Source organism: Pseudodesulfovibrio sp. S3, from assembly GCF_004025585.1.
Taxonomy (GTDB): Bacteria; Desulfobacterota; Desulfovibrionia; order Desulfovibrionales; family Desulfovibrionaceae; genus Pseudodesulfovibrio.
Window position 1 is genome coordinate 181792 of sequence record NZ_QTZO01000002.1, and the last position, 22888, is coordinate 204679.

Genomic DNA, 22888 nt, shown 5'->3' on the forward strand with positions numbered 1-22888 from the left:
GCATTCAGGGAAAAGGACCGCCGAAGAATCCAAGTCATTACCAATGGCCGAAGGATGGGACATAAGGCAAACTCCCACACCCTTTCCCTCTATGAGTTCGACGGTGGCGAACAGATATCCTTTGACGCGGGTACCCATGGGGTGCTCGTCATCGGCGGCGTCGGGCGCGGCAAAACGGCTTCGTTCATGCTGCCAATGGCTTCAGCACTGATCGATCAGGGATTCCCCGGCCTCATTCTTGACATCAAAAACAACTTCACGGGTCAGGTTCGGCAACTTGCCCTGCTTGCGGGCAGGGAAAAAGACATCATCGAAATCGGAACCCACCCAACGGCAACGCCCATAAATCTGCTTGAAGGGTTATCTCAAGCGGAAACACAGCAGCTCATCGAATCGCTTCTGCTCTCGGGTCAGGAGCATAGTGCCAATATAGATTGGCTCTACAAAGGAGTCAGACTCCTCGCCGACATGGCGATGCTATTACGATTTGTATGTCAATACGAACAACGCTTTGCCCCTAATTTCGCATTACTCGACCGGTGCGTGAACGATTATGATTTCTCACGAAGAATCTTCGAGCTCTTTCTTTCCTCTGTTTACAATCGTGACGACTTCGCACAACGTTCTTTCGTAACCCGCGTACAATCAACCGCCTTCCACATCCTGACTGAAAAAAAGAAGCAGGAGACGAAGACATACCACGAACAGCTTGATTACCAGCTTCGAGGCCCACGCCAGATGCTGGCTGCAATCACGTCGGACGAATCTCTCGTCGCCAATTTGTCCTGTTGCGATCCTGACATCACACTGGATTATCGGGAATTGTTGAAGGCTGGCAAAATCGTCATCCTGCGTTTCAAAACCACGCAGGGGCATGCAGCCAGATTGTTGGCGCGCTCCCTCAAGGAGAAATTTTACAACGATGTATACCGCACCCTAGACGATGGATCCGAGCACCACGGAAAATGTTTTTTCATGGCGGACGAATATCAGGACGTCATCAATGTTTCGTCCAACAATCCGTTCGACGATTTCTCCTGGTTTTCCAAGGCGCGCGAATTCGGCTGCATCAACATCGTCGCCACGCAGGCGCTGTCCAGCCTCTACACGAACGCACTTCTTCGGGATCAGGTTAATGCCCTCGTCGCCAACTGCAGCACGAAAATCGTCCTGCAAAACGACGACCCCGCGGCGGATCGCTATTTCCGGCACTTCTGCGGATTGGATAAAACACTGGCTCAACTCGGTTCAAATGAAGCCCTGGTTGCGCGCTTCGATCCCGTATTCCGAAAGCAGTTGGTGCAGACCCTCTACTTTCGGAAAGCATTTGAACGATGCCAATCCCATTTCTCTTCCGCCGTCGAATCGAAGCATGCCGAACCGAGACATGCGCCACGAATCATGTCGATGAGTGAGCTGGACGACATCCTCACTCCCCTGACACTGCCAGCCGAAATAGCGGCGCGACCGGATTACATGGAACTCGTCATAGCGTTCAAAGATATCCTGTGCGAGCTTGAAGATCTGACATTGATGTACGACCGAGAGAGGCACAGCGAAGTCATGGAAGCCCTCGACTCTCTCAAAGACAGATTCGGGACAAAGGTCACCGTGAAGGCCCTGGCAGCCATTGAAAATGCCGGAGTGTACATGGAAATCGATTGCCTGCCTCTCGATAGGGAAAAAGTGGATGATTTCGTTCGAGAACTCCTGGAGGGATCAAATGCAGTTCCGAATCAACAATAGCGCTCCAGACAAAGATGCATTCGCTACCCGGTACATGGAAGCCTTCGGGAAAAACTTACTCATTCGTCCGATTTCAACCAATGTCCCAGTGGGATGGATACGAATTATCCTTGAACTGTTTTCCCAGTTGCGGACGCAGCATCCGAGCGTGAAGATCATGTCCCTCCATGTGGCCCCCACTTCCAGCTGGAACGAAGGGATGTTCAAGATCGTATTCCTTACTCTCGACATGGTGGACTTCCCGCGCAAATCACCAAGCCTGCCGCGATCCATCAAATGGCTGGTCCGTCAAGCTGAAAGAAAGGCACTCTCAACCTGCGCCATCTGTGGCCGTCCAATAGGCACGTTTAAGACAAACAACCTCTGCTGTCTCTGCGCGTGCCGGAAAGGATACAAAAACCTCGTATGACAACAGGATGATTGCCCTCCCCCCTTGAGGCCTGCTACACGGACCATGAGGCGCACGAATGAAGACTATACAAAACTACGAAAACGAAGACCCACTGCTTGAACGGCAGGGCTCCAGGGTCAGCTACATGCGCATCGGTCCGACTGAGAAGATGTTCTACCCCAAGGGAATGCCAACCGAAAACATTTTCGTCGACCACGCTGGCAGCAAGAATACAGAGCCGCGTCCGGCCCTGGAAGAATGCCTGAAATTCCTCCAGGCCGAAGACATCTTGTTCGTCAAATCCATGGACCGGCTGGGACGCAACCTCCGGGAGCTTCTCGATGTGGTGAAACGGATCGCCAACATCGGCACGGCCATCATCTTTGTGGACGAAGGCCTGCGCCTCGATCCGAGGGCCCCGGACTTTGACGCCAATTTCCGCTGGCTCAAATCAATGTACAGATTCGAGCGCGCCCTCATCAATGAACGCCGAAACGAAGGCTTGCTTGAGGCCAAGAAAAATGGCGTCCGCCTTGGTCGCCCGACAAAAGTCACAGACGATCAACGCCAAGAAATACGAGAACGATTCAGCAAGGGCGACACGGCATCCAGCCTCGCCCAGGAGTACGGCATATCTGCAAGTCTCGTGTACACCATCGGGCGAAATGGCTGATTCATGCGGGAACTGAATCAAATGAATCACGTAGAGTTTGTTTATTCGCGGTAGGCTCAATCTGCCTACCGCGAATATGGGCTTATGGATTTTTCGATGCGCGAATCATGACAGATTTGAGCCTGCGAAAAGATGGCGTGATTCACGCCGCGAATAAGCCATAAGCCGCCCCCTCCCCTTTGAGGGGAGCTGCCCGACAACAGCGGGCAGAGGGGTGGATGACAATCAAAAATCCTTTCTGGAGCGTCTCAATGCAACATGAGAAGGTCAAACAACTCGCGATCAAGATCGCCTCGAAACGGCTCTCCGGGCGCTCGGCGAAAGATTACGCCAACGCATACGCCATGCTTGACGATTCCGACCTGACGCCGCAGGTATATGCCGAAAATTGCGCCCACAAATCCGCCCCCATCAGCAAAAGCAGATACTACGTCCTCAAAGGGGCGTACCAGCACGGCCTCGCCTCACGCATTACAACACACCTCGAAGAAATCCAGGCGTTGCAACGACACGATCAAACCGCTGCAGACGACCAGATCGGCCACCTGAAACAAATCGTGCACCGAGACTGTGAAAAGCTAGTCGAACAAAAGGCTGACTATTCCCGGACACGATACCGCAACAATCTCGACGCGGCACACGATGTCCCATTCAATCCGAAACCACGCAAAGGAAAGCGGCAGCATCTTGGACGGCCCAACCGGGCCTATCCGGATTGGCAGGAACGGATATATGCAGCCATCGCGAAACAGCACCGCCCACTTGTGGCGACCTTGGCAGTGACAGGATGTAGGCCGGACGAGTTTTCAGAAGGAGTTCAACTATGGATAGTCGAAGGCGTACTCATCGCCACCATCAACGGCTCAAAAACAAACAGCGGTTACGGGCAGAAAATCCGGACGATGACTTTCGAACCATCCACCCCAATGGAGCAGATATTATTCACAATAGTGGAACAGGCAGGAGGGGCGATCGAACTCCGGCCAGCCGCAAGCCAACGAGCCATCCGTGAAGCGTTCCGACGGGCAGTGATAAAGAGCTTGGGCAAAACATGGGCGGATAAGGTATCTCAATACAGCTTACGGCAACAATTTGCCGCCGACCTGAAAAAGGCTCGACTCGACAAAGAACTGATAGCGCTTGCACTCGGCCATTGCTCCGACATGACACAAGGACATTATGGACTGGCTCGACAAGGGCAAAAAAATTATCGGCGAGGGCTGAAACAAGCCGAAGGGACTCAGCCGGTGAAATCAAGAGCCTCCAAACCTGCTGAATCTCCATAACAACCGAGAGAAAACACCACCCTACCGAAACCAGCCCTTCGAGGTACAGAGTTTCATAATTCCGACCGCGCACGGAATGAGTATGGCACAGCCCGTCACGACTCCCCAAAAGCCATTCTTCAGAGAGACGCCTACCCATCCGCCTGCAAACAGGGCCGCTCCCAGCACGGGCAAAAGCAGGAAGCTGCCGGAACCATCAATCTTTTCTCCATGCGCGGCATGGCAACTCTCGCAAACAGAAACCCCTTTGGGCACATACCCACCGCAAAACGGGCATTTGCCATCCTCGGTAGTATTCACATACGTAAATTGATTCTTACTCATTATTTCTCCACTAGTTAGCCACAACTGCACACATCGATAGATACTTATAGTCTGTAGACTTATAGGAGTCAAATCTTCATGCGATTATTTGGAGGAATTTCGCATGGCAGGCAATTATACGGCTGACGAAAAGCGTTTTTTGAAGCGACTCGGTAAAGCCATCAAGGAAAAACGAACGGAAGAAGGCATATCGCAGGAAAAATTTGCGGAATTAACCGGCCTGCACCGCACATATGTCGGGTCGGTCGAAAGGGGGGAAAGGAACGTCAGCGCAATCAACATCAAAGCTTTGGCGGGCGCACTAAATTGTAAGCCAAGTGAACTGTTCCAGGCGGCGGAATAACCAAAGCCAATTACCGCCAAATCGAGTCGGCTTCGATCTTCTTCTGGAGCCACTCTTCGACGATTTGCACAGGCCAGCCTAGTCTTCTGCCGAAATGGACGGGCCGTGGAATCGCCTCGAAGTTGCGACGCTGCCAGTGACTACGAATGGCAGCACTGGTTGTGCCGAGGAGGTCGGCCAGTTCGTATATATTGAGCACCTTCTGAGTTCCCATGCCTCTCTCCTTGTTACCATCAAGCATGCTCCATCAATAGACGACTCAACTTCGGATGAACATCTACCAATTTTTTTTCATATCCCTAATTCTCAATACGAAACCACTATGAACAGACGAGAACAAAAATTGGCAGAGAGATTGAAAGGACTAACTCCTGCCCAAATAATGAACATTATAGTCGCTGACATCTCGCGCCAATTCCCACAAACATTCTTCGCCCAACAGGCTAAGCGAGGGTTTTACAAATGTAACGCGTGGGACAAATTAATCAAAAGAATCAAAGCTCTTTCCAGAAGCGCAAACTGGGGCGAGCAAAGCGACTACATAAACGACTTGTATTCGGTTCTTTTGTACATCAGGCCAAACGACACAAAAGAATTTGCCCTGAAGAAGAAAAAGGACAAATCGCTTGGGTACTTCACGATTTGCCCCCATTGCTGGCGGTTTGTTTTCAAAAGATACAACAAAATACGGAAAGATCCGTTTTGTTGTTTCCATACCCCTGGAGAAGCAGAATACCAGCGGGCCCACAGAGCACTCCAACGAATGGCAACAGAAAGCCCCGGACTCACGAGACTCCTCGAATTACGATCCCATTTCCTAGCCCAGACGTCAGATGTGATTCGCCCGAGATCAGTGAATTATTTGACTTTGAAGATCAAAAAGATATTTGACCCAGATGCTTATACTCCGGCTAGTTACGACCTCCAACGAATTTGGCCGTACCTGCCGCGAACAGAACGGTTGATCTCCAAAGAAGGAGGGGACGTTACCGACATCCATTCAGTGGTTTCAATACTCGATCCAGTCGACAGAATCGACCCGCTCGACATGTGGGATGAAAACGACACAGAAGGCGCTGAATTCGTTCGTGGGAAACGACTCATCCTGCACGAGATAATTGGCCTTGACGCCAGTATCTTCAAATTCAATCTATGCTTGGCTGAAGCATGGCTGGCACTTTTGGAAGAACACAGATCCAAAGGCCGCATGCATATTTCAATCAGTTAAGCGCCCTATATTGGCCATCACCTCAAAGAAATTCACAAAGCCAATAATTTTTCCCCACCCCACACGCTGCAATCTATCAATATGATATCATAGATTAATTTATCATAATAACATAATCAGCTCCCAGCTACACGACTTCACCACAACCAACTGCATTCATTATGGTGCCTAATGATGAATCATGCCGAGTGCGGTTCTTACCACGCCGAGCATCTCCAACAACGAAATGTATCATCATGGTTCACATCCACCCCTCAAGCTCGCACCGGCTCCGATCTCCGATGATTAATCACCATGCACCCTAACACATCAACCAGTTGAAATAAAAGAATAAGTTGCAAAATAATTTCAACATGCTATTCTCTTAGCCAAACGAAAAACTGGAAGGCCACCCATTTCATAAACAATCTTCAGCCCCGACAGATCATGGACCATCAACGATTTCACATGTTGCCATTGGTGCTCACAATTCAGGAGACAGCGAACTTCCTGCGCGTCCATCGCGCGACGGTTTCCCGTATGATTTCCGCTGGAGAATTGCCCTGTATCAGGGTACGATCACGCAAGCTCATTCGGGAACAGGATGTGCGCGCGTTCATTGACAGCCAAATAGGAATGACGGGCGAAAGCTCATAATGAGGAAACGCATTATGGCAACCGTCACCATCGTGAAAAGACCCCGGAAAAAGAAAGGCCCGAGCTACATCGTTCAGTATGTGGACCCCGAAACCAAGAAGAAGAAATACCATGGTTCCTACGACAGAAAAGGCGATGCGCTCAAAGAGAAAGCCAGACTGGAAGTCGCTATCGACGGAGGAGAACAGTTCGAGGCCCAACGAACAAGCAAGACCCTGCGAGGAAAGACCGTCCGCCACTTTTGCGATCTCTGTCAACAGGAATGGGAGCGACGTGAAAAGGAAGGAAGCCTGCGGCCTGCCACTGCGACCGGATACATCGGTCGCCTGAAGCCGATAAAAGAGGCTTTCGGCAACAGGCTTATCGGAACGGTATCCAAAGAGAATCTGCAGAACTTCCGAGCACTGGAAGCCCACCGCAACTCTCCCGCTTCGGCAAACAGGTACATGTTCATTATCCAGCAGGTGATGCAGCGGGCGTTGAGGGAGCAGGCGATCACCAGCGACCCCTCTGCCTCGATCCAAAAGCTGAGTGAAAGGCAACACGAACGAAAGATATTCCTGAAGCCCAACGAACTGGAAGTCCTGCTCGCCACCGCTGCTCAGGAGAAAACCAGACACTACATGGTGTTGGCGATCCTCCTCGCCGTGGAACACGGATGCAGCCGACAGGAAGTACTTGATCTAAAATGGTCAGATGTCGACCTTGATTTCGACGATAGCGGAACGATCCGCTTCTTCCGCACGAAAAACAGCCAGGAACGGCTTCATCTGATCATGCCTCGGACGAGAGAGGCACTGCTGAAGAGGAAAGCCCATCTTCAAGAGATGAGAGAGAAGCGTGGCATCGAAGTCATGGGCGATCATGTCGTCGGCAGGCTCGACGGCACCCCGTTCACCAACTTCAACAAGGCATGGCGGACCATCCGCGACGCATGCGGCTTCGACAAGAAGCTCAACTTCCACGACCACCGCCACACGTACTGCACGAACATCGTGCTGGCTGGCGGCTCGACCAAGCACGCAGCGGCCATGATTGGTCATAACGATCCGCGCATGACCGAGCGCTACACCAATCTTGAAGGCCTGCTGCACAACCCCGTGCAGGACAAGCTGGCCGCACACTATCAAAACACCTAAAAAATCCATTTAGGACATATTTAGGACACAAAACCGTTTTCCGGCTCAAAACCAAAGAAAAAGGACTTCGGATAATCATCCGAAGTCCTTAACTTTCCTGTGGTGGAGCTGGAGGGAATCGAACCCACGACCTCTTGAATGCCATTCAAGCGCTCTCCCAACTGAGCTACAGCCCCACGGCGTTGGGAAAGCCAACTTGTCTCAAGGTGCCGGTTCTTGTCAATAAAAAAACTTGGTCCCGTTCAACAACAAGGGAAAACCAGTACTTATTATGCAGATACTAAGACATGAAGCATGCCGCACTCGCCAGACAGTTCCTGAATCCCTGACCGTGTTTTCAGTGACCGTTGAATGACATCCGGGGTCGGAAAATTCCAATCCCAAAGACGCTTCGACTGCTTCAGACTCTCGACCCAAGCCTTGGAATGACGCCTTGTTTCCGTGTAAGGCGTTGTACTGGCCACCGTTTTTTTGCTATGCAGTTGCAGAGCACAATGAAAAGCCTGTGTCAGGCCCAAGGGGGAGTCCCATGAAGCATCTTTCAAACACGCCGTTACTGGCAACGGCTCTTGTCATCCTGGCCGCGACCATCGCCCTGGCCGCCCAGATGATGAGCGTCCAGGTCCGGTCTGGTCAACTCCGCGACAAACCCGGCTTCCTGAGCAAGGTCGTTTGCGAACTGGCCTACGGTGATCGCGTGGACCTCAAATCCGAGAACAGAGACTGGCGGCAGGTCTCTGCCAAAAACGGCAAGACCGGCTGGATGCACGTCTCGGCCCTGACCGAACAGGAGATTGTCCTCAACCCCACCAACAAGGACGTGGAGACCGCAGCCAGCTCCGACGAATTGGCCCTGGCCGGCAAAGGCTTCAACAAACAGGTGGAAGAGCAGTATAAAAAGCAAAGCAAGCTGAACTACGCCAAAGTGGATGAAATGGAAAAGATCGTGGTTCCGCAGAATTACATCCAGGATTTCATCAGAATCGGCTGCCTCGGCAAAGGGGGTGCGAAATGAATCGCAGGCACTTCCTGACCTCCTTGGGCCTTGCCGTCCCGGCCCTGCTCTCACCGCTCCCGGTGTGGGCCTTCGGCTCCTTTCTCGAAGATCTCGGTGATGTGGTCCCCGACGAGGTTACCACCATTTTTCAAAGCGGCAAGAAGATCGCCGCAGGCTTTGAAGACATCACCCCGGAGCAGGAGCACTACATCGGCCGATCCGTGGCCGCCGTGATCCTGTCGAAATACCGATATGCTAAGGACCGGAATTCACAAAAATATCTCAACATCATGGGCCAGACCCTGGCCCAGGCCTCGGACCGCCCCGAGACCTTCGGCGGCTATCATTTCCTTGTGTTGGACACGGAAGAGATCAACGCCCTGTCCGCACCGGGCGGATTCATCTTCGTGACCAGGGGACTGATCCACTGCTGCAAATCCGAGGACGCCATGGCCGCAGTGCTCGCCCATGAAATAGGCCATGTCCAGCGCAAGCACGGCCTCCAGGCCATCCAGAAATCCCGTGTCACGGACGGAGTGACCACCCTGGCCCTGGTCGGCACATCGACCATGTCCGGCGGCAAGTTGAAAGAACTGACCCAGACCTTTGACAGTTCCATCAAAGACATCACCTCCACCATGATCGAAAGCGGATATTCCCGCTCCTGCGAAGACGAAGCGGATGCAGACGCCGTCACCATCATGCAACGCATGGGGTACGACCCCAATGCCATCATAGACATGCTCACCGAGATGAAAACCCGGCTCAAGCCCGACAGCAAAGGGTTCGGTCGCACCCACCCCTCGCCCGACGATCGCATCACCAACATACTCGAAATCATCGGCCGCTACGAAAAGCCCGTTCCGGCCAAGCCGCGGGACGACCGATTCAAGAGCATGACCAAGGAGCTTTAATTTGTCCCGTCAAATGAAGAAAATCGTGGCGGGCATCCTTGTCGGCTGCATCGGTGCTTTCCTGTCCGTCGCCGCCCTGCATCAGGGCTATCTCGACATCCCGGAAAGCATCACCTTCGACCTGCGCGCGCGGATGCTGTCCGAGCCAGGCCCGGCCACCGACCAGATCCGCGTCATCCTGCTCGACCAGAAATCCCTGGATTGGGCCAAGGAATCCTTCGGACTCGGCTGGCCCTGGCCAAGACAGGCGTATGCACCGATGGTGAACTTCTGCCAAGCGGCAGGGGTGGCTTCACTCGCCTTTGACGTTGTCTTCACTGAGCCGTCCGTCTTCGGCGTCGACGACGACAAGACTCTTTTCGACAGTTTCGCAAAACTGGACCGCGTTGTCCTGGCCGCAGACTTTTCCCGCAATGACGGCTCGGGCAGCACATGGCCCGACCATGTTCCCGCGCCGAAGATCACGGTCTCGGGCACTGCCCCCCTGCCCATATCCAAATCGGCCGCGTTCCCCATCCCCGACCTGACAAACGGACAAATCTCCGTGGGCAATGTCACTGTGTCCCCCGACCCGGACACCGTGTACCGCCGTTTCCCATTATTGATACAATTCAACGACCTCTATGCTCCGGCCCTGCCCCTGGCAACCGCCCTGGTCAACCAACCCGGCGTCATATCCCTGACCGCGGATTCCATGACCGTCGACGGCTCCTGGATTCCGATTACGGAAACAGGCCAAGCCATCCTCAACTACCGGGGCAAGACCCCCTACAAGACCTACAGTGCGGCGTCCGTCATGGAAAGCGGCCTGCTCATGGCCGACGGCAAGAAGCCGCTCATCGACCCCGGCGATTTCAAAGACAAATATGTGCTTTTCGGATTCTCGGCCACGGGCTTGTTCGACCTTCGTCCCACCCCCATGGGCGGCGTTTCCCCCGGTGTCATGGTCAACGCCACGGCCCTGGACAATTTCCTCTCCAACGACTTCATGCGGGCAGCCCCCTTCATTGTCGATGTGGTTACCACGCTGCTCTTTGCCATTCTGGCTGGCTTGAGCGTCACGGTCTTCACGAACCTCTGGCTCACTGTCGGCGCATCGGGACTGACGCTCGCCGCACCCGTGGCCTTTTCCGTGGGAACCTATACACAGGGCCTCTGGTCCGGTTTGGCCGTGCAACTGGCAGGCTGCCTGATCGCCCTGTTCCTGGCCGGGGCCTTCAAGTATGCGACAGAAGGGCGGCAAAAACACTTCATCAAGTCCGCCTTCAAGCAATATCTCAGCCCCGAGGTCATCGAACAGCTTCTTCAAAACCCGGAAAAGCTTACCCTGGGCGGAGAGCGGCGCGAACTGACCATATTCTTCTCCGATCTCCAGGGGTTCACCTCGATCTCAGAAAAACTGACCCCGGAAGACCTGACCAGCGTACTCAACGATTACCTTACGGCCATGACCGATATCATCCAGGGGTACGGCGGCACCGTGGACAAATACGAGGGTGATGCCATCATTGCCTTCTGGAACGCGCCGGTGGATCAATCCGACCACGCCAAACGCGGGGTGACTGCCGCCCTGGCCTGTCAGGAGAAACTGACCGAGATGCGAGCCTCGCTGCTTGAAAGAACCGGCGAGGAATTCCATATGCGCATCGGCCTGAACACAGGCCAGGCCGTGGTGGGCAACCTCGGCTCCCACGACCGGTTCGATTACACCATGCTCGGCGACTCGGTAAATCTGGCCGCACGACTCGAATCCATCAACAAACAGTTTGGAACCTACACCATGATCTCCAGGTCCACACTGAACCAACTCGACGGGACCGTCCCGGTTCGCGAACTCTCCTGCCTGCGGGTGGTCGGAAAGCAAGAAACCATAACCGTGTATGAACCCATGACCCAATCAAATCGGAACGCCAGAGAGACTACTCTGAAAACATTTTCCCTGGGGCTGGAACAATTCTATGCCGGAAACTTCATCCGCGCCATAGACCTGTTCAACACCATTGCCGACATCGATCCTGCCGCCGACAGATACGCTGCAAAATGCGCCGAACTGATGGCAAGCCCGACTGAGATGTGGGACGGCGTCTGGACCATGACCAATAAGTAACCAACGGCTTCACCGCCCTTTCCCGCCACGATTTCAACCGCTGGCAGATTGGTCGTCGCATACTATCTCGCTGATTTAACTGGCACATCCAACATCTTTTGTACTGGCACACTGCGTCTGCGCAAGGCACCACCAATCATTTCAGGGTCTCTTTTTTTCAGCCCTGCCCGGCTGCGACCTCGCTGTTGCAAATTCCACAGGAAAAAAAACATCCAGAAATTACAACATCGACTTTTTTTCTTTGCATTCAATTTTTTTCAATAAAAAACAAACGATTAGCCTTTCGTCTTGTTGCAACAGCCATGGGGAAAAAACAACTGTGCCAGTATAGTTTTTAACAGATGCCTGTTTAAAACTTTTTCCAACAACGCATAAATGCATAAAAGTGATTTCCTCAGCACCCCTTGCCCTCCTTGGGATCACACCTGAAACAGTTTACTTCTCCACATCGCAACATATTGTTTTAACATTATTTAATAATATTGACTAAAAAGTCTCCAGTCATTAATAATATAGGAACAATAAATGATCACCAATCCAGATGATTTGAATATTTTTAGGAGGACATCATGGCCGACTCTACAACCCAAAATCTTCACATTTCCCTGCCCGGTGCTGGAAAGACACAAACCTACCAGCTCACGGCAGATACTCCGGTTCAGTTCGATTTCGATCTTGCTGAAGCCGTATTCACCGGTAACAACGGCAACCTCCAGATTGCCATCGAGGGTGGCGGAACCATCATTCTCGAGAACTATCAATCCCTTGCGGAAGCAGGCACCCTCCCGACATTCCAAATGATGGACGGCGAGCAGGTACCTGGCGACGTCTACCTCTTTGCCTTTGCAGACGCCGAACAGACCGCCGAAGAAGTTGAAACTGCGGCCGACGGCGCTGCCGGCGGCTCGGGTGCCGGAGAATACAACGACGACCCGGGCTCCCTTGGTGACGGCATCGACGCCCTGGGCGGCCAGGACGATGCCTATGACGGCCACTCCTTAGTCACCCTGAGCGGTATTCTGGGCAATGTGGCCCCGACGGCCAACGACGACTTTGCCGAAATCACCGAGCAAGGTGACCCCGATTTCATCATCGGACGCCATATTGTCTTTGTCGGCCCCGACCAGACCCCGGACGGGGATACCTCTGACGGGGATGCCGCCATGGGTGAGTTCTTCCCCCTGTCCACCGGCGGAGGCTTTTACATCTATAATCCCAATCCTCCCCAGACCGACGAAGTCATCGAGGGCAATGTCATCGACAATGACAACGACCCTGACGGCGACGACTCCCTGCTCAGGATGTTCACCATCGACCACATCGGCCAGGATCACAACGGCACGGACGCGCCCGGCGTCGAGGTCACTTCGGACGACACCGTCATCATGGGCAAGTACGGAATACTGGTCATCGACGCGGACGGCACCTGGGATTACACCCTGAACCAGGAATGGGCCGATGAGCTCAACGAGGGCGAGACCTACGACGAAGTCTTCGAATACACCATAGTCGACGGACTGGGTGCAGAGAGCAACACCGCCACCCTGACCATCACGGTCAACGGTGCCAACGACATGCCCGTGGCCCACGACGACCTGAACGTCCAGGCCGTGGAAGTCGGCGATTCCACCGATTATGACCTCGCGGCCAACGTGGACGATGCCGAACTCGGCGACGTCACAGTGCACAGCGACACCGATCACGACTATACCAGCAGCAATTACACCACCGTTCACGGCAATGTCCTCTCGGGCGACGACTTTGGCGGCGCCACCGACTCCGATGTTGACAGCAACGATTCGCCCGACGGGCAATCCCTGTTCGTGGTGGGCGTTTACTCGGCAGCTACTCAGACCGTGGACTACGAACTGCCCACCGAGGGCAATGCCGACTTCATTCCGTCCGATGACCAGGCATACGACATCGCCACCATGGACCCCGACGCCACGGTCACAGTCAACGGCCAGTATGGCGTCCTGACCATCGAAGCCGACGGTGACTATACCTATACCTTGTATACTGCTGATGACGGCGAAGCCTATGACGCCCTCAACGCCCTCAATTATGACAATCCCGGCACCGACTCCTTCTCCTACGGCATCATGGACGACTCCGGGGCCTTCAGCTACGCCAACCTCACCTTCACGGTGAACGGCGCCAACGATGCACCCATCGCCTTTGCAGACACCAACTCCGTGGTCGAATTCGGCATAAAGTTCGGGGATGTCGACGACTACAGTGCCACGGTCTCCGGCAACGTCATCGCAGGCGACGCCAATGGCGGCGTGGCCGACACCGACGCGGACAACGCCGACATGTTCGTGGCCACGGTCTCTTCCCAAACCGATGAAAGCGGCAGCCTCTACACATCCGCAGGTGACCCGGCAAACCAAGATTCAGTTACCATCAACGGCGAGTACGGCACCCTGACCATCCACGCCGACGGTTCATACGAATACACCCTTCAGAACGAATGGGACAATGTCCAGGCGCTCAACGAGGGAGACAACCCCACCGATGTTTTCACCTACACCCTGACCAACAGTTATGCGGACGGCGTCTACAGCGAGCCCGTGACTCTGACCATCAATGTTATCGGTTCCAACGACAACCCCGTGGCCGCGGCCGACACCAACGCTTTGACTGAATCCGTAGATGACGAAACCGCATCCTTCGTTGAAGGCAACGTGCTGGCAGGCGACGACAATGGCGGCGCGGCCGATACCGACGTGGACAACGTGCTTGCTGATTTCACCGTCACCGGTGTCGAACAGAACGGCACCGAAGCCACCCTGGACACCGAAGGTTACGACTTCGTCCTGCAGGGTCAGTTCGGCACTCTGTACATGAATGAAGACGGCACATACAAGTATGTGGAAGACCCTGCTGCGACCGACCACCTGAATTTCGACGACGAGCCGGTCACCGATGTTTTCACCTACACCATGTCCGACAACGAGGGTGCGCACACCGGGTACTCATCCTCCACCCTGACCATCTCAATAAGCGGGGCCAATGACGCCCCGGTGGCCGAAAACGACTTCGGTGTGGCCAAGGAAGCTGGGTTCTTCACCGACGGCTCAGACGCCTCCGGCAACGTCATCGACGGCATCAATTTGCCCATCCTCGGCAATATCGGTGGCGACTCCGATGTGGACAGCGACACCCTGACCGTCACCCACGTTGTTTCCGATGACAACCCGGGCAGCCAAGACGATGTTTCCGAAACTGGTGAAACCTCCATTGCGGGCAAGTTCGGCACCCTGTACATCGAATCCGACGGTTCCTATCGTTATGAGCTGGACGACGATGCCGATCATGTCAACGAGTTGAACGTTTGGGATGTGGAAGACGAAAGTTTTACCTACACCGTGACCGACGAGCACGGCGGCTCCTCTACGGCCACCCTGACCATTGCCATCAACGGCTCCAACGATGCCCCTGCGGCTGGCGACGATGCCAACACCGCCGACGCCGTGACCGAACAGGGCGTCAATGAGCCCGGAGACGCCGTGGCCATGGGCAACGTACTCGGCAACGACACCGACATCGACCACAATGACAACTCCCTGTTCGTCAAGTCCATCGCGGCCGGCGCCGAAGGTGAAACCACCAGCGGCGATGCCTCTGTCGGTTTCTTCGGCAGGACGATCGAAGGCCAGTACGGTTCCCTGCACATCAACAGGGACGGTTCTTACACCTATACCCTGAACAACAACGATCCCGACACTCAGGCCCTGGCCGAAGGCCAGGTCGTCCACGACGAATTCAGCTACACCGTCAGTGACCCGGGCTTTTTCGGTCTCGGCAAGGCCACCGACACGGCAACCCTGTCCATCGAAATCACCGGCGCCAACGATGCAGCCATCATCACCGGTGACGACTCCGGTGCCGTAACCGAAGATGTGGATGTCACTGCAGCGGGACTGCTGACCGACAGCGGCCAGATCTTCGCCTCGGACGTGGATAACCCGGACAACCTGTTCCAGGAAATCACCACCACCGACGACCAGGGCGGCACCTTCCACATGGGCACCGACGGCCAGTGGACCTACGAGATCAGCAATGACAGCGTACAGCATCTGGGCGAGGTCGACGGGGTGAACGACGGTTTCACCAAGGACTTCACCGTCAAGTCCGTGGACGGCACCGAACACACCGTCACCGTGACAGTATCCGGCGATAACGACGCCCCTCTGGGTGCGGACTTCACTGTTCAGGGCAACAACTTCGGCGAGCCCATCGGTATCGACTTCGACGTGGCCCCCATTACCGACGTTGAAGACGACTTCTCCGCCGGCGATACTCTCGACACCGGAGTACTCATCGACAGCCTGCCCGAGCATGGCACCTTGTACTACAACGGCGAAGAAGTTGAAGCCAGCGACCTCGGCGTCACCCGGTATGATGACCTCGACAACTTCACCTATGTCGGTGACGCCCCCGAAAACCAGGGCGTACTGCTCGGCTCACGCGAAGCAGGCGATGCAGGACTGGACACCTGGGGTGAGGCCGACGGCAATGCCACCCGTATCCTCCATTTCGACTCCGACGGTGACGGCGCCTCTGATGTAACCATCACAACGACCATCAACAGCGGCAGCCTCAAGGTTTTCGCCGACCAACAGAACCACATCGACCACGGCCTGGCCAACGCAAGCCACAACGGCCTTGATTCCGGCGAGACCCTGACCATCAACTTCGACGGCAAGGACGTTTCCTACGCCGACATCGGTTTTGGTGGCCTGGGCAGTTACTTCAACGATGGATCCAAGCAGGACGCAGAGGCCACCTGGGCCGTATACAACGACGGCGAACTGATCGCCTCCGGCACGGTCAACAACTCGGTCATGACATGGACCAATGCGATAACCGGCGAGTCCGGGACCATTACCGGCGGCGACGGTGACACCTTCCAGTCCCTGGTCCTCGACCAGACCATTCTGGGCGGCGAGTCCTTTGACCAGGCCGTCTTTGGCACCACCGAAGACGACAGCAAGGACTGGAACGCCAATTGGGAACTGCAATATGTGGACGTCGAATTCGCCCAGACCGACTCCTTCACCTACCGGCCCATCGACAGCGAAGGCCTGGTCAACGAAGGTGATCCTTACGTGGTCACCGTGGACGTCCTGCCCGGAGCTTACAATGAAGATCCGACCGCAGTGGCCGATGTGAATTCCGTTTACGAACCGAACACCGACGGCCTTGACTCCTCGGTTTCCGCCAATGTGCTCGTCAACGATATCGACCCGGACAACACCCCGAGCGAGATGTCCGTGACCAAGGTCATATACGACGGTGTCGAATACGACCTCACCGCCACCGGTCAGGCCAACTTCAACACCGCGTACGGCACCATGGAGTTCAACTCCGATGGCAGCTACACCTTCACGGCAACCAACGAGGCCCTGGTCGAAGGGTACAACCCGACGGAATCCATCGCCTACACCATGACCGATGCCGGCGGCCTGACCAGTTCCTCAACCCTGACTATCACAGTGAACGGGCTGAACGACGCGCCTGTGGCCGTGGACGACATCCTGACCAACGCGACCGAAGACAGCGGCGTCGTCTCCATCGGCACCGTGGCCACCGGCGACAGCGATATCGACACCATCCTGACCGATGATACCCTGACCTACTCCCTGGTCACCGACGATCCGGCACACCCGACTCCCCTGGGCGTCAGCGTTGCAGCCGACGGCTCCGTCACAGTCAACACCGACCTCTACCAGTACCTCGGCGAAGGCGAGACCGAAACGGTCACCTTCACGTATCAGGTCTCCGACAACCATGGCGGTACCGATACGGCCACGGCCCAGTTCACGGTCACGGGTGACAATGACAACCCGACTCTGGATCTGTCCGGCGGCTATCTCACATACGAAGGCAAGTCAGCAGGATACAACAACATCCTTTGCTCTTACGAAATAATCGATGGCAAGCCGGTCAATCCCCTGATCATCGCGGTCTTCGAAGGCGGCGATGCAGTTGACGAACAGATCGGCGACATCATCGCCACCTACCCTGACGGCGAAGCTCCGCACTACTTCCTGGTTCCCAATGTCGCCAGCAGCGTCACGGATGCCAGCGAAATCGAACTGGTCTGGGTCCCGGGCGATGCTGATGCAGGCACCTCTGGAGAATGGAATGTCACTGTCGACGGCTCGTTAAAGGATGCCCGTTTCGACGACATGAACCTCAATCCCAACGATTCCGAAGCCTCCTTCGGCGGCGATCCCTACCACGACTTTGAAGTGGAGGCCGACGACCAGCTCGTGGACGGCTACAAGACTCCTGGCGACGACGACGACTTCAACGATATCCTTGCAAAGGAACACGACGGCGCCCCCGGCCCGGACAATGGACCGGTCATCTTCACCGAAGGCGACGGCCCGGTGCATGTCACCGGAGCTGTGGACATCTCGGACATCGACTCCGACAACATGTCCATGGTCACGATCACCTATACGCCTCAGGAAGGCGATGTCCTCAACATCGACACCACCGGCTTCACCTCTTCCGGTCCTGTCACTGACCCGGACACTGGCATCGTCACCTGGACCATCTCCGGCGACGCCCCCAAGGCTGACTACGAAGCCCTGCTCCAGACCATGACGTTCCAGAACGACTTGGATAATCCGGTCGGCGACGATCCGACGACAGGCGACATCGAAAACCTGCGCACATTCACCATCCAGGTGTTCGACGACGAGGGTGCTGAAAGCAACACCGCTGTTGCTTCTGTCCAGGTAATCCCGGTCAACGACCGCCCGGTGGCAACGGACAATGCCGATACCATTGATGAAGAAGGCACTTCCTCCGGCAACGTGCTCACCGACAACGACGGCTTCGGCGTCGACTCAGACGTGGACGGCGATTCCCTCACCGTGACCGAGTTCACCGTGAACGGCAGCACCTACGACGCAGGCCAGACCGCCACCATCACCGGTGTCGGCACCCTGACCATCGGAACCGACGGCGAATACACCTTCCAGCCAGTGGAAAACTACAACGGCACCGTGCCCACCGCCACCTACACCGTCTCCGACGGCAACCTGACCGACACGGCCGATCTCAAGATCACCGTGGCCCCGGTCAACGATGCGCCCGATGCAGTCGACGACGGTTCTGTCCCGGTACCCATCGAGGTGGGCGAGGATGCGCAGAACTTTGCCATCAACGTACTCGGCAACGACACCGATCCCGACCTTCCGAACGACACCCTCGAGGTGGTCAGCGTGGGCACGGCCGCACATGGCACCGTGACCATCGGCGCCAACGGACAGGTTCTCTACACACCGGACGCCAACTACAACGGCGAGGATTCCTTCACCTACACCATCGAAGATGCAGCGGGTGCCTCGGATACCGCCACCGTCTACGTCAACGTGACCCCGGTCAACGACCCGCCGGTCGCAGTGGATGACACCGGCCATGCAGATGGTACCGGCACGCCTGTGGGCGGAGACGTTCCCACCTCCGATTACCATTTGGTGGCGGAAGCCTCCTATGATGACGGGCAAACCTTCACCACAAACGGCGCTTCGGTCAGCTTCTGGGGCCAGAACATCGGCGTCCGGTCCGGCAATGATGGAAACGGCAATGACAAGAATATCGAAAACAACGGCTCCATCGAACGTCTGCTCATCGTCTTTGATGACCCGCAGACCTCTGTTGACCTGAAGCTCACCGCTGACGGCAATCTCGAAGAAACCGTCCTGGCGTGGGATGAAAACGGCAACCCGATCACCGATCTCAGCGTGACCGAAGCAAACGACATCATCACGGTCACCAGCCCGACAACGACCATCGGTACTGTCGTGCTCATGGCTGACGACGGAGAGTCGGTGGCACTGAAGGAAGTCGTTTCCAGTTCTCCCGCCCCAACCGGCGATGTCGACAACGTCATCCCCGTCATTGAAGGCAATGTACTTGCCAACGACTACGACGCGGAAGACACCGACTACCCCGAAACCGACGATCCGACCACTTCGACCCTGGAAGGTTCCACCGAATTGACAGTCACCGGTATTGCCGCAGGCGATCTGGACGACCAGCTTGGCGCAGAACTCACCCAGGATAACGACGAAGGTTCCATCATGGACGGCTTCGACGGTCATATCGGCAACACCTTCACCCCCGCGGGTGAAAGCGTGCAGGGCCAGTTCGGCGTGCTCGAAATCGGTGCAGACGGCGAATACACATACACCCCCAATGACGGGATCGCACCCGGCGACTACGCAGAGACCTTCACCTACCAGGTGAGCGACACGGACGGCGCCGTGGACTACGGCACCATCAACGTCTCGGTTACCGTGCCGGTGCTGAACACAGCTCCGACGGCCATCGACGACCTCTACGACACCACCACCGGTTACAATGTCGTGACCGAAGACGGTGGATCCGCCATTGTCGGTTCCGCGCCCAACTACCTTGTGGTCCTGGATACCTCCGGCTCCATGGACGAACCGAATGTCGCGGGCGGTACCGAAACCCGCCTTGACGTCGCCAAGGCCGCACTTGTGGAGATGATGGAGACATTGCAGGCGCAGGTTAACGAGACCGGCGTTTCCGTCACGGTCGGTATTGTCGACTTCGACTACCACCACGACGGCACGAATGCTTACACCAACACCTTCACGCTGACGCGCAACACCGATTTGAACGACCTGTCCAATGACGCCATTGATTACATCAACAACCCCTCCAATCTCATCGCCAGTGGCGGCACGGACTACAACGACGCCTTCTCCGCGGCTAACGCCTGGGTGGCCAATGAAGGCGCCAACGGCAATTCGAACGAAGTCATCTTCATCTCGGACGGCGACCCTCACTACTACTATCACCACTGGCTTTTTGGAGTTCAGCAGGGCGACTTCGCGCCAGGCGAGGACAACTATGGTACTGAACTGACGGCCTTGCAGAACAATGCGAATGTGACGGCTGTTGGCATAGCCATGAGCGGTTCTGCCGAAGACAGGATGGATGCCATTGACGAATCCAGCGACGGCGCCATCTTCCTGACCAGTGCCACCGGCCTCAATGATGTGCTCACCGACGTCGTGGCAAGCACCATGCCCACCCCGATGACCACTGCATCCGGCAATGTGATCGACGGCCATGACGACAGCCTTGGGCAGACCGTTGGCGAAGATATTGACGACGACGGCGACACCATCAGCGTCATCTCGGTCGGACGGGGTCAGGAAGGCAGCGAAACCGATGTCATCCTGCTGACCGATACCGTCAACGACGATGCCGACACCGCGACCATGGTCGGCCAATTCGGCACGCTGACCATCAACGCGGACGGCTCCTACGAGTACACCCCGGACCAGCCTGCTTCCGATGCACTGTCGGAAGGCCAGACCGGTCGGGACTTCTTCACCTACACCATCTCCGACGGCAACGGCGGAACGGATACCGCGACTGTCAGCTTCCTGATCCATGGCGCCAACGATGCCCCGGTGGCTGTCGACGACCTGGGTCATGGCGTGTTCGTCACCGACACGCTCCAAACCGTAGAGACCTATGGCTGGTCCACGGAGTTGGCATCCCACATCAACTTCAATGACACTTCCGGCAATGACAAGTGGACAAAGGTTGACGACCGATTGGGACTTAGGGTCAGCGCCTCCACTGAAGACGGCCACAATGCTTCCGTCGAACAAACGTGGAATGGCATCGGCGTCAACACCAAGAACACCTTCGACAGCGGCCAGATAGCTTCTACCAACTCACACGGCAAGGAAACGCTGACTCTCGACTTCGGCAACCACACCAACAACAGCGACCATGAAATGCCGCTCGGCGTGAAGATCATGCTCGGCGAAGTCAGCGGTTTTGGTGAACAGGTCATCCTCACTGTCACCGACAGCGAAGGCAACACCACAACCGTCACCGGCACCAACGGCATGAGCCACATCAGCAACGGGATCACTATCTCCAACTACGGCGCAGCCAACGAGTGGTTCGTGACCGGCGCGCAGGGAGATACTGACGGCAACGGCCAGGTGCTCATCGACACCATCTCCATAACGGCTGGCAACAATGCTTCGTTCACGCTCTATGCGATGGAAGTGACCAATGCCAGTGACTGGGTCGTGACCGGTTCCACCACCACTGGTACACAAACCGCAGCCCAGGTGTCCGGCTACGTACTCGGCAACGACTTCGATGCCGAGAATGATGCCATGACCGCGGCGATTGTCGGCTCCGGTGTCGGACTCTGGGGAACGCTGACCATGGCCGCCGACGGTGCCTGGACCTATGACCCCAATGAAACGGCCATCTTCGACGACAACAACGGTCTCAACGGTCCGGCCGTGGAGCAGTTCACCTACCAGGTGACCGACGCGCATGGCCTCACCGACACGGCCACCCTGTACGTCCCGCTGCACTACAACACCACCGCGACCACCGACGGCACCTCAGGCGACGACGTTGTCTACGGAACCAGCGGAGACGACATTATCTCCGGACTGGAAGGCAACGACTTCCTGTACGGCGAAGCCGGCAACGATCACATCGACGGCGGTCTCGGACATGACTACATCAGCGGCGGAGACGGCAACGATGTCCTGAACGGCGGCGACGGCAATGACATGCTCTTCGGCGGAAACGGCAACGACACCATCTGGGGCGGGGCCGGGGATGACATCATCTCCGCCGGAAGCGGCGACGACAGCGTCTACATCAGCTCCGGACACGACACCGTCACCCTGGGCGCAGGTGCAGATACGATCCATATCGATCCCAGCTACCTCACCTCCGGCGATGGCGGCGGCCACATGACGGTCACCGACTTCAACGCACACGGAGGCGACCTGCTTGACCTGAGCAGCCTGACCTCCATCAACGGTGCCACCGCGGCGATCACCTCCTCCAGTGGCAGCGAGAACCTCGTGCTGACGATCAATAACGTCAATGGCGATGGCGACGGCATCACCATCACCCTTGAGGGCGTGATGTCTGCGGCCCATACCACCGACATCAGCCAGACCGTGGATATCAGCCACGATGACGTGAATACCCTGATCCAGCACATCATCGATTCGCCCGACAGCTACTAACGCAACCACTACCCCCAGACCCGGCC

General features: G+C 56.0%; 12 protein-coding genes and 1 tRNA gene. 10 read left to right on the top strand and 3 right to left on the bottom strand.

The annotated features are described in order from the left end of the window. Positions 1-141 precede the first annotated feature (141 nt). The 3 genes from DWB63_RS02675 (at position 142) to DWB63_RS02685 (ending at position 4096) form a co-directional block, all read left to right on the top strand. A complete protein-coding gene (locus DWB63_RS02675; protein ID WP_128327266.1) occupies positions 142-1746 on the top strand; it encodes a type IV secretion system DNA-binding domain-containing protein in 1605 nt (534 codons plus the stop codon). 467 nt (positions 1747-2213) lie between these two features. Next, the gene (locus DWB63_RS02680; protein WP_128327267.1) at positions 2214-2810 is read left to right on the top strand and encodes a recombinase family protein; all 597 of its coding nucleotides are present in this window, start codon (positions 2214-2216) and stop codon (positions 2808-2810) included. 218 nt (positions 2811-3028) lie between these two features. Next, complete coding sequence (locus tag DWB63_RS02685) at positions 3029-4096, top strand: hypothetical protein (RefSeq protein WP_128327268.1); 1068 nt, start codon at positions 3029-3031, stop codon at positions 4094-4096. Between the two features lie 21 nt (positions 4097-4117). Here DWB63_RS02685 and DWB63_RS02690 read toward each other — a convergent pair whose 3' ends face one another. Then, a complete protein-coding gene (locus DWB63_RS02690) occupies positions 4118-4420 on the bottom strand; it encodes a hypothetical protein (RefSeq protein ID WP_128327269.1) in 303 nt (100 codons plus the stop codon). A gap of 103 nt (positions 4421-4523) precedes the next feature. Between DWB63_RS02690 and DWB63_RS02695 the strand changes: the two genes are divergently transcribed. Next, positions 4524-4763 (top strand): helix-turn-helix transcriptional regulator, encoded by a 240-nt coding sequence (locus DWB63_RS02695; RefSeq protein ID WP_128327270.1) that lies wholly within the window; start codon positions 4524-4526, stop codon positions 4761-4763. A 10-nt stretch (positions 4764-4773) separates the two neighbouring features. Here DWB63_RS02695 and DWB63_RS02700 read toward each other — a convergent pair whose 3' ends face one another. Next, positions 4774-4977 carry a transcriptional regulator gene (locus tag DWB63_RS02700; RefSeq protein WP_128327271.1) on the bottom strand — a complete coding sequence of 68 codons (204 nt, stop codon included), beginning with the start codon at positions 4975-4977 and terminating at the stop codon, positions 4774-4776. A gap of 168 nt (positions 4978-5145) precedes the next feature. On the opposite strand from DWB63_RS02700, the gene DWB63_RS02705 reads away from it, so the two are divergent. Together DWB63_RS02705 and DWB63_RS02715 are read left to right on the top strand one after the other, a co-directional pair. Further along, positions 5146-5991 carry a hypothetical protein gene (locus DWB63_RS02705; RefSeq protein ID WP_206613119.1) on the top strand — a complete coding sequence of 282 codons (846 nt, stop codon included), beginning with the start codon at positions 5146-5148 and terminating at the stop codon, positions 5989-5991. Positions 5992-6626: 635 nt separating this feature from the next. Further along, positions 6627-7766 carry a site-specific integrase gene (locus DWB63_RS02715; protein WP_241648569.1) on the top strand — a complete coding sequence of 380 codons (1140 nt, stop codon included), beginning with the start codon at positions 6627-6629 and terminating at the stop codon, positions 7764-7766. Positions 7767-7866: 100 nt separating this feature from the next. On the opposite strand, the gene DWB63_RS02720 is transcribed toward DWB63_RS02715, so the two are convergent. Beyond that, a tRNA-Ala gene (locus tag DWB63_RS02720) sits at positions 7867-7942 on the bottom strand. A 353-nt stretch (positions 7943-8295) separates the two neighbouring features. Between DWB63_RS02720 and DWB63_RS02725 the strand changes: the two genes are divergently transcribed. The 4 genes from DWB63_RS02725 (at position 8296) to DWB63_RS02740 (ending at position 22862) form a co-directional block, all read left to right on the top strand. Beyond that, on the top strand, positions 8296-8781 hold the full coding sequence (locus DWB63_RS02725; RefSeq protein WP_128327275.1) for an SH3 domain-containing protein: 486 nt from the start codon (positions 8296-8298) through the stop codon (positions 8779-8781). Beyond that, entirely contained in the window at positions 8778-9677 is a 900-nt protein-coding gene (locus DWB63_RS02730) for a M48 family metalloprotease (protein WP_128327276.1), read from the top strand. Before DWB63_RS02725 ends, DWB63_RS02730 begins: the two co-directional genes overlap by 4 nt. Position 9678: 1 nt before the next feature. Further along, positions 9679-11784, top strand: coding sequence for an adenylate/guanylate cyclase domain-containing protein (locus tag DWB63_RS02735; RefSeq protein ID WP_128327277.1), 2106 nt, complete (start codon positions 9679-9681; stop codon positions 11782-11784). 569 nt (positions 11785-12353) lie between these two features. Then, entirely contained in the window at positions 12354-22862 is a 10509-nt protein-coding gene (locus tag DWB63_RS02740) for an Ig-like domain-containing protein (protein WP_128327278.1), read from the top strand. Positions 22863-22888: the final 26 nt, after the last annotated feature.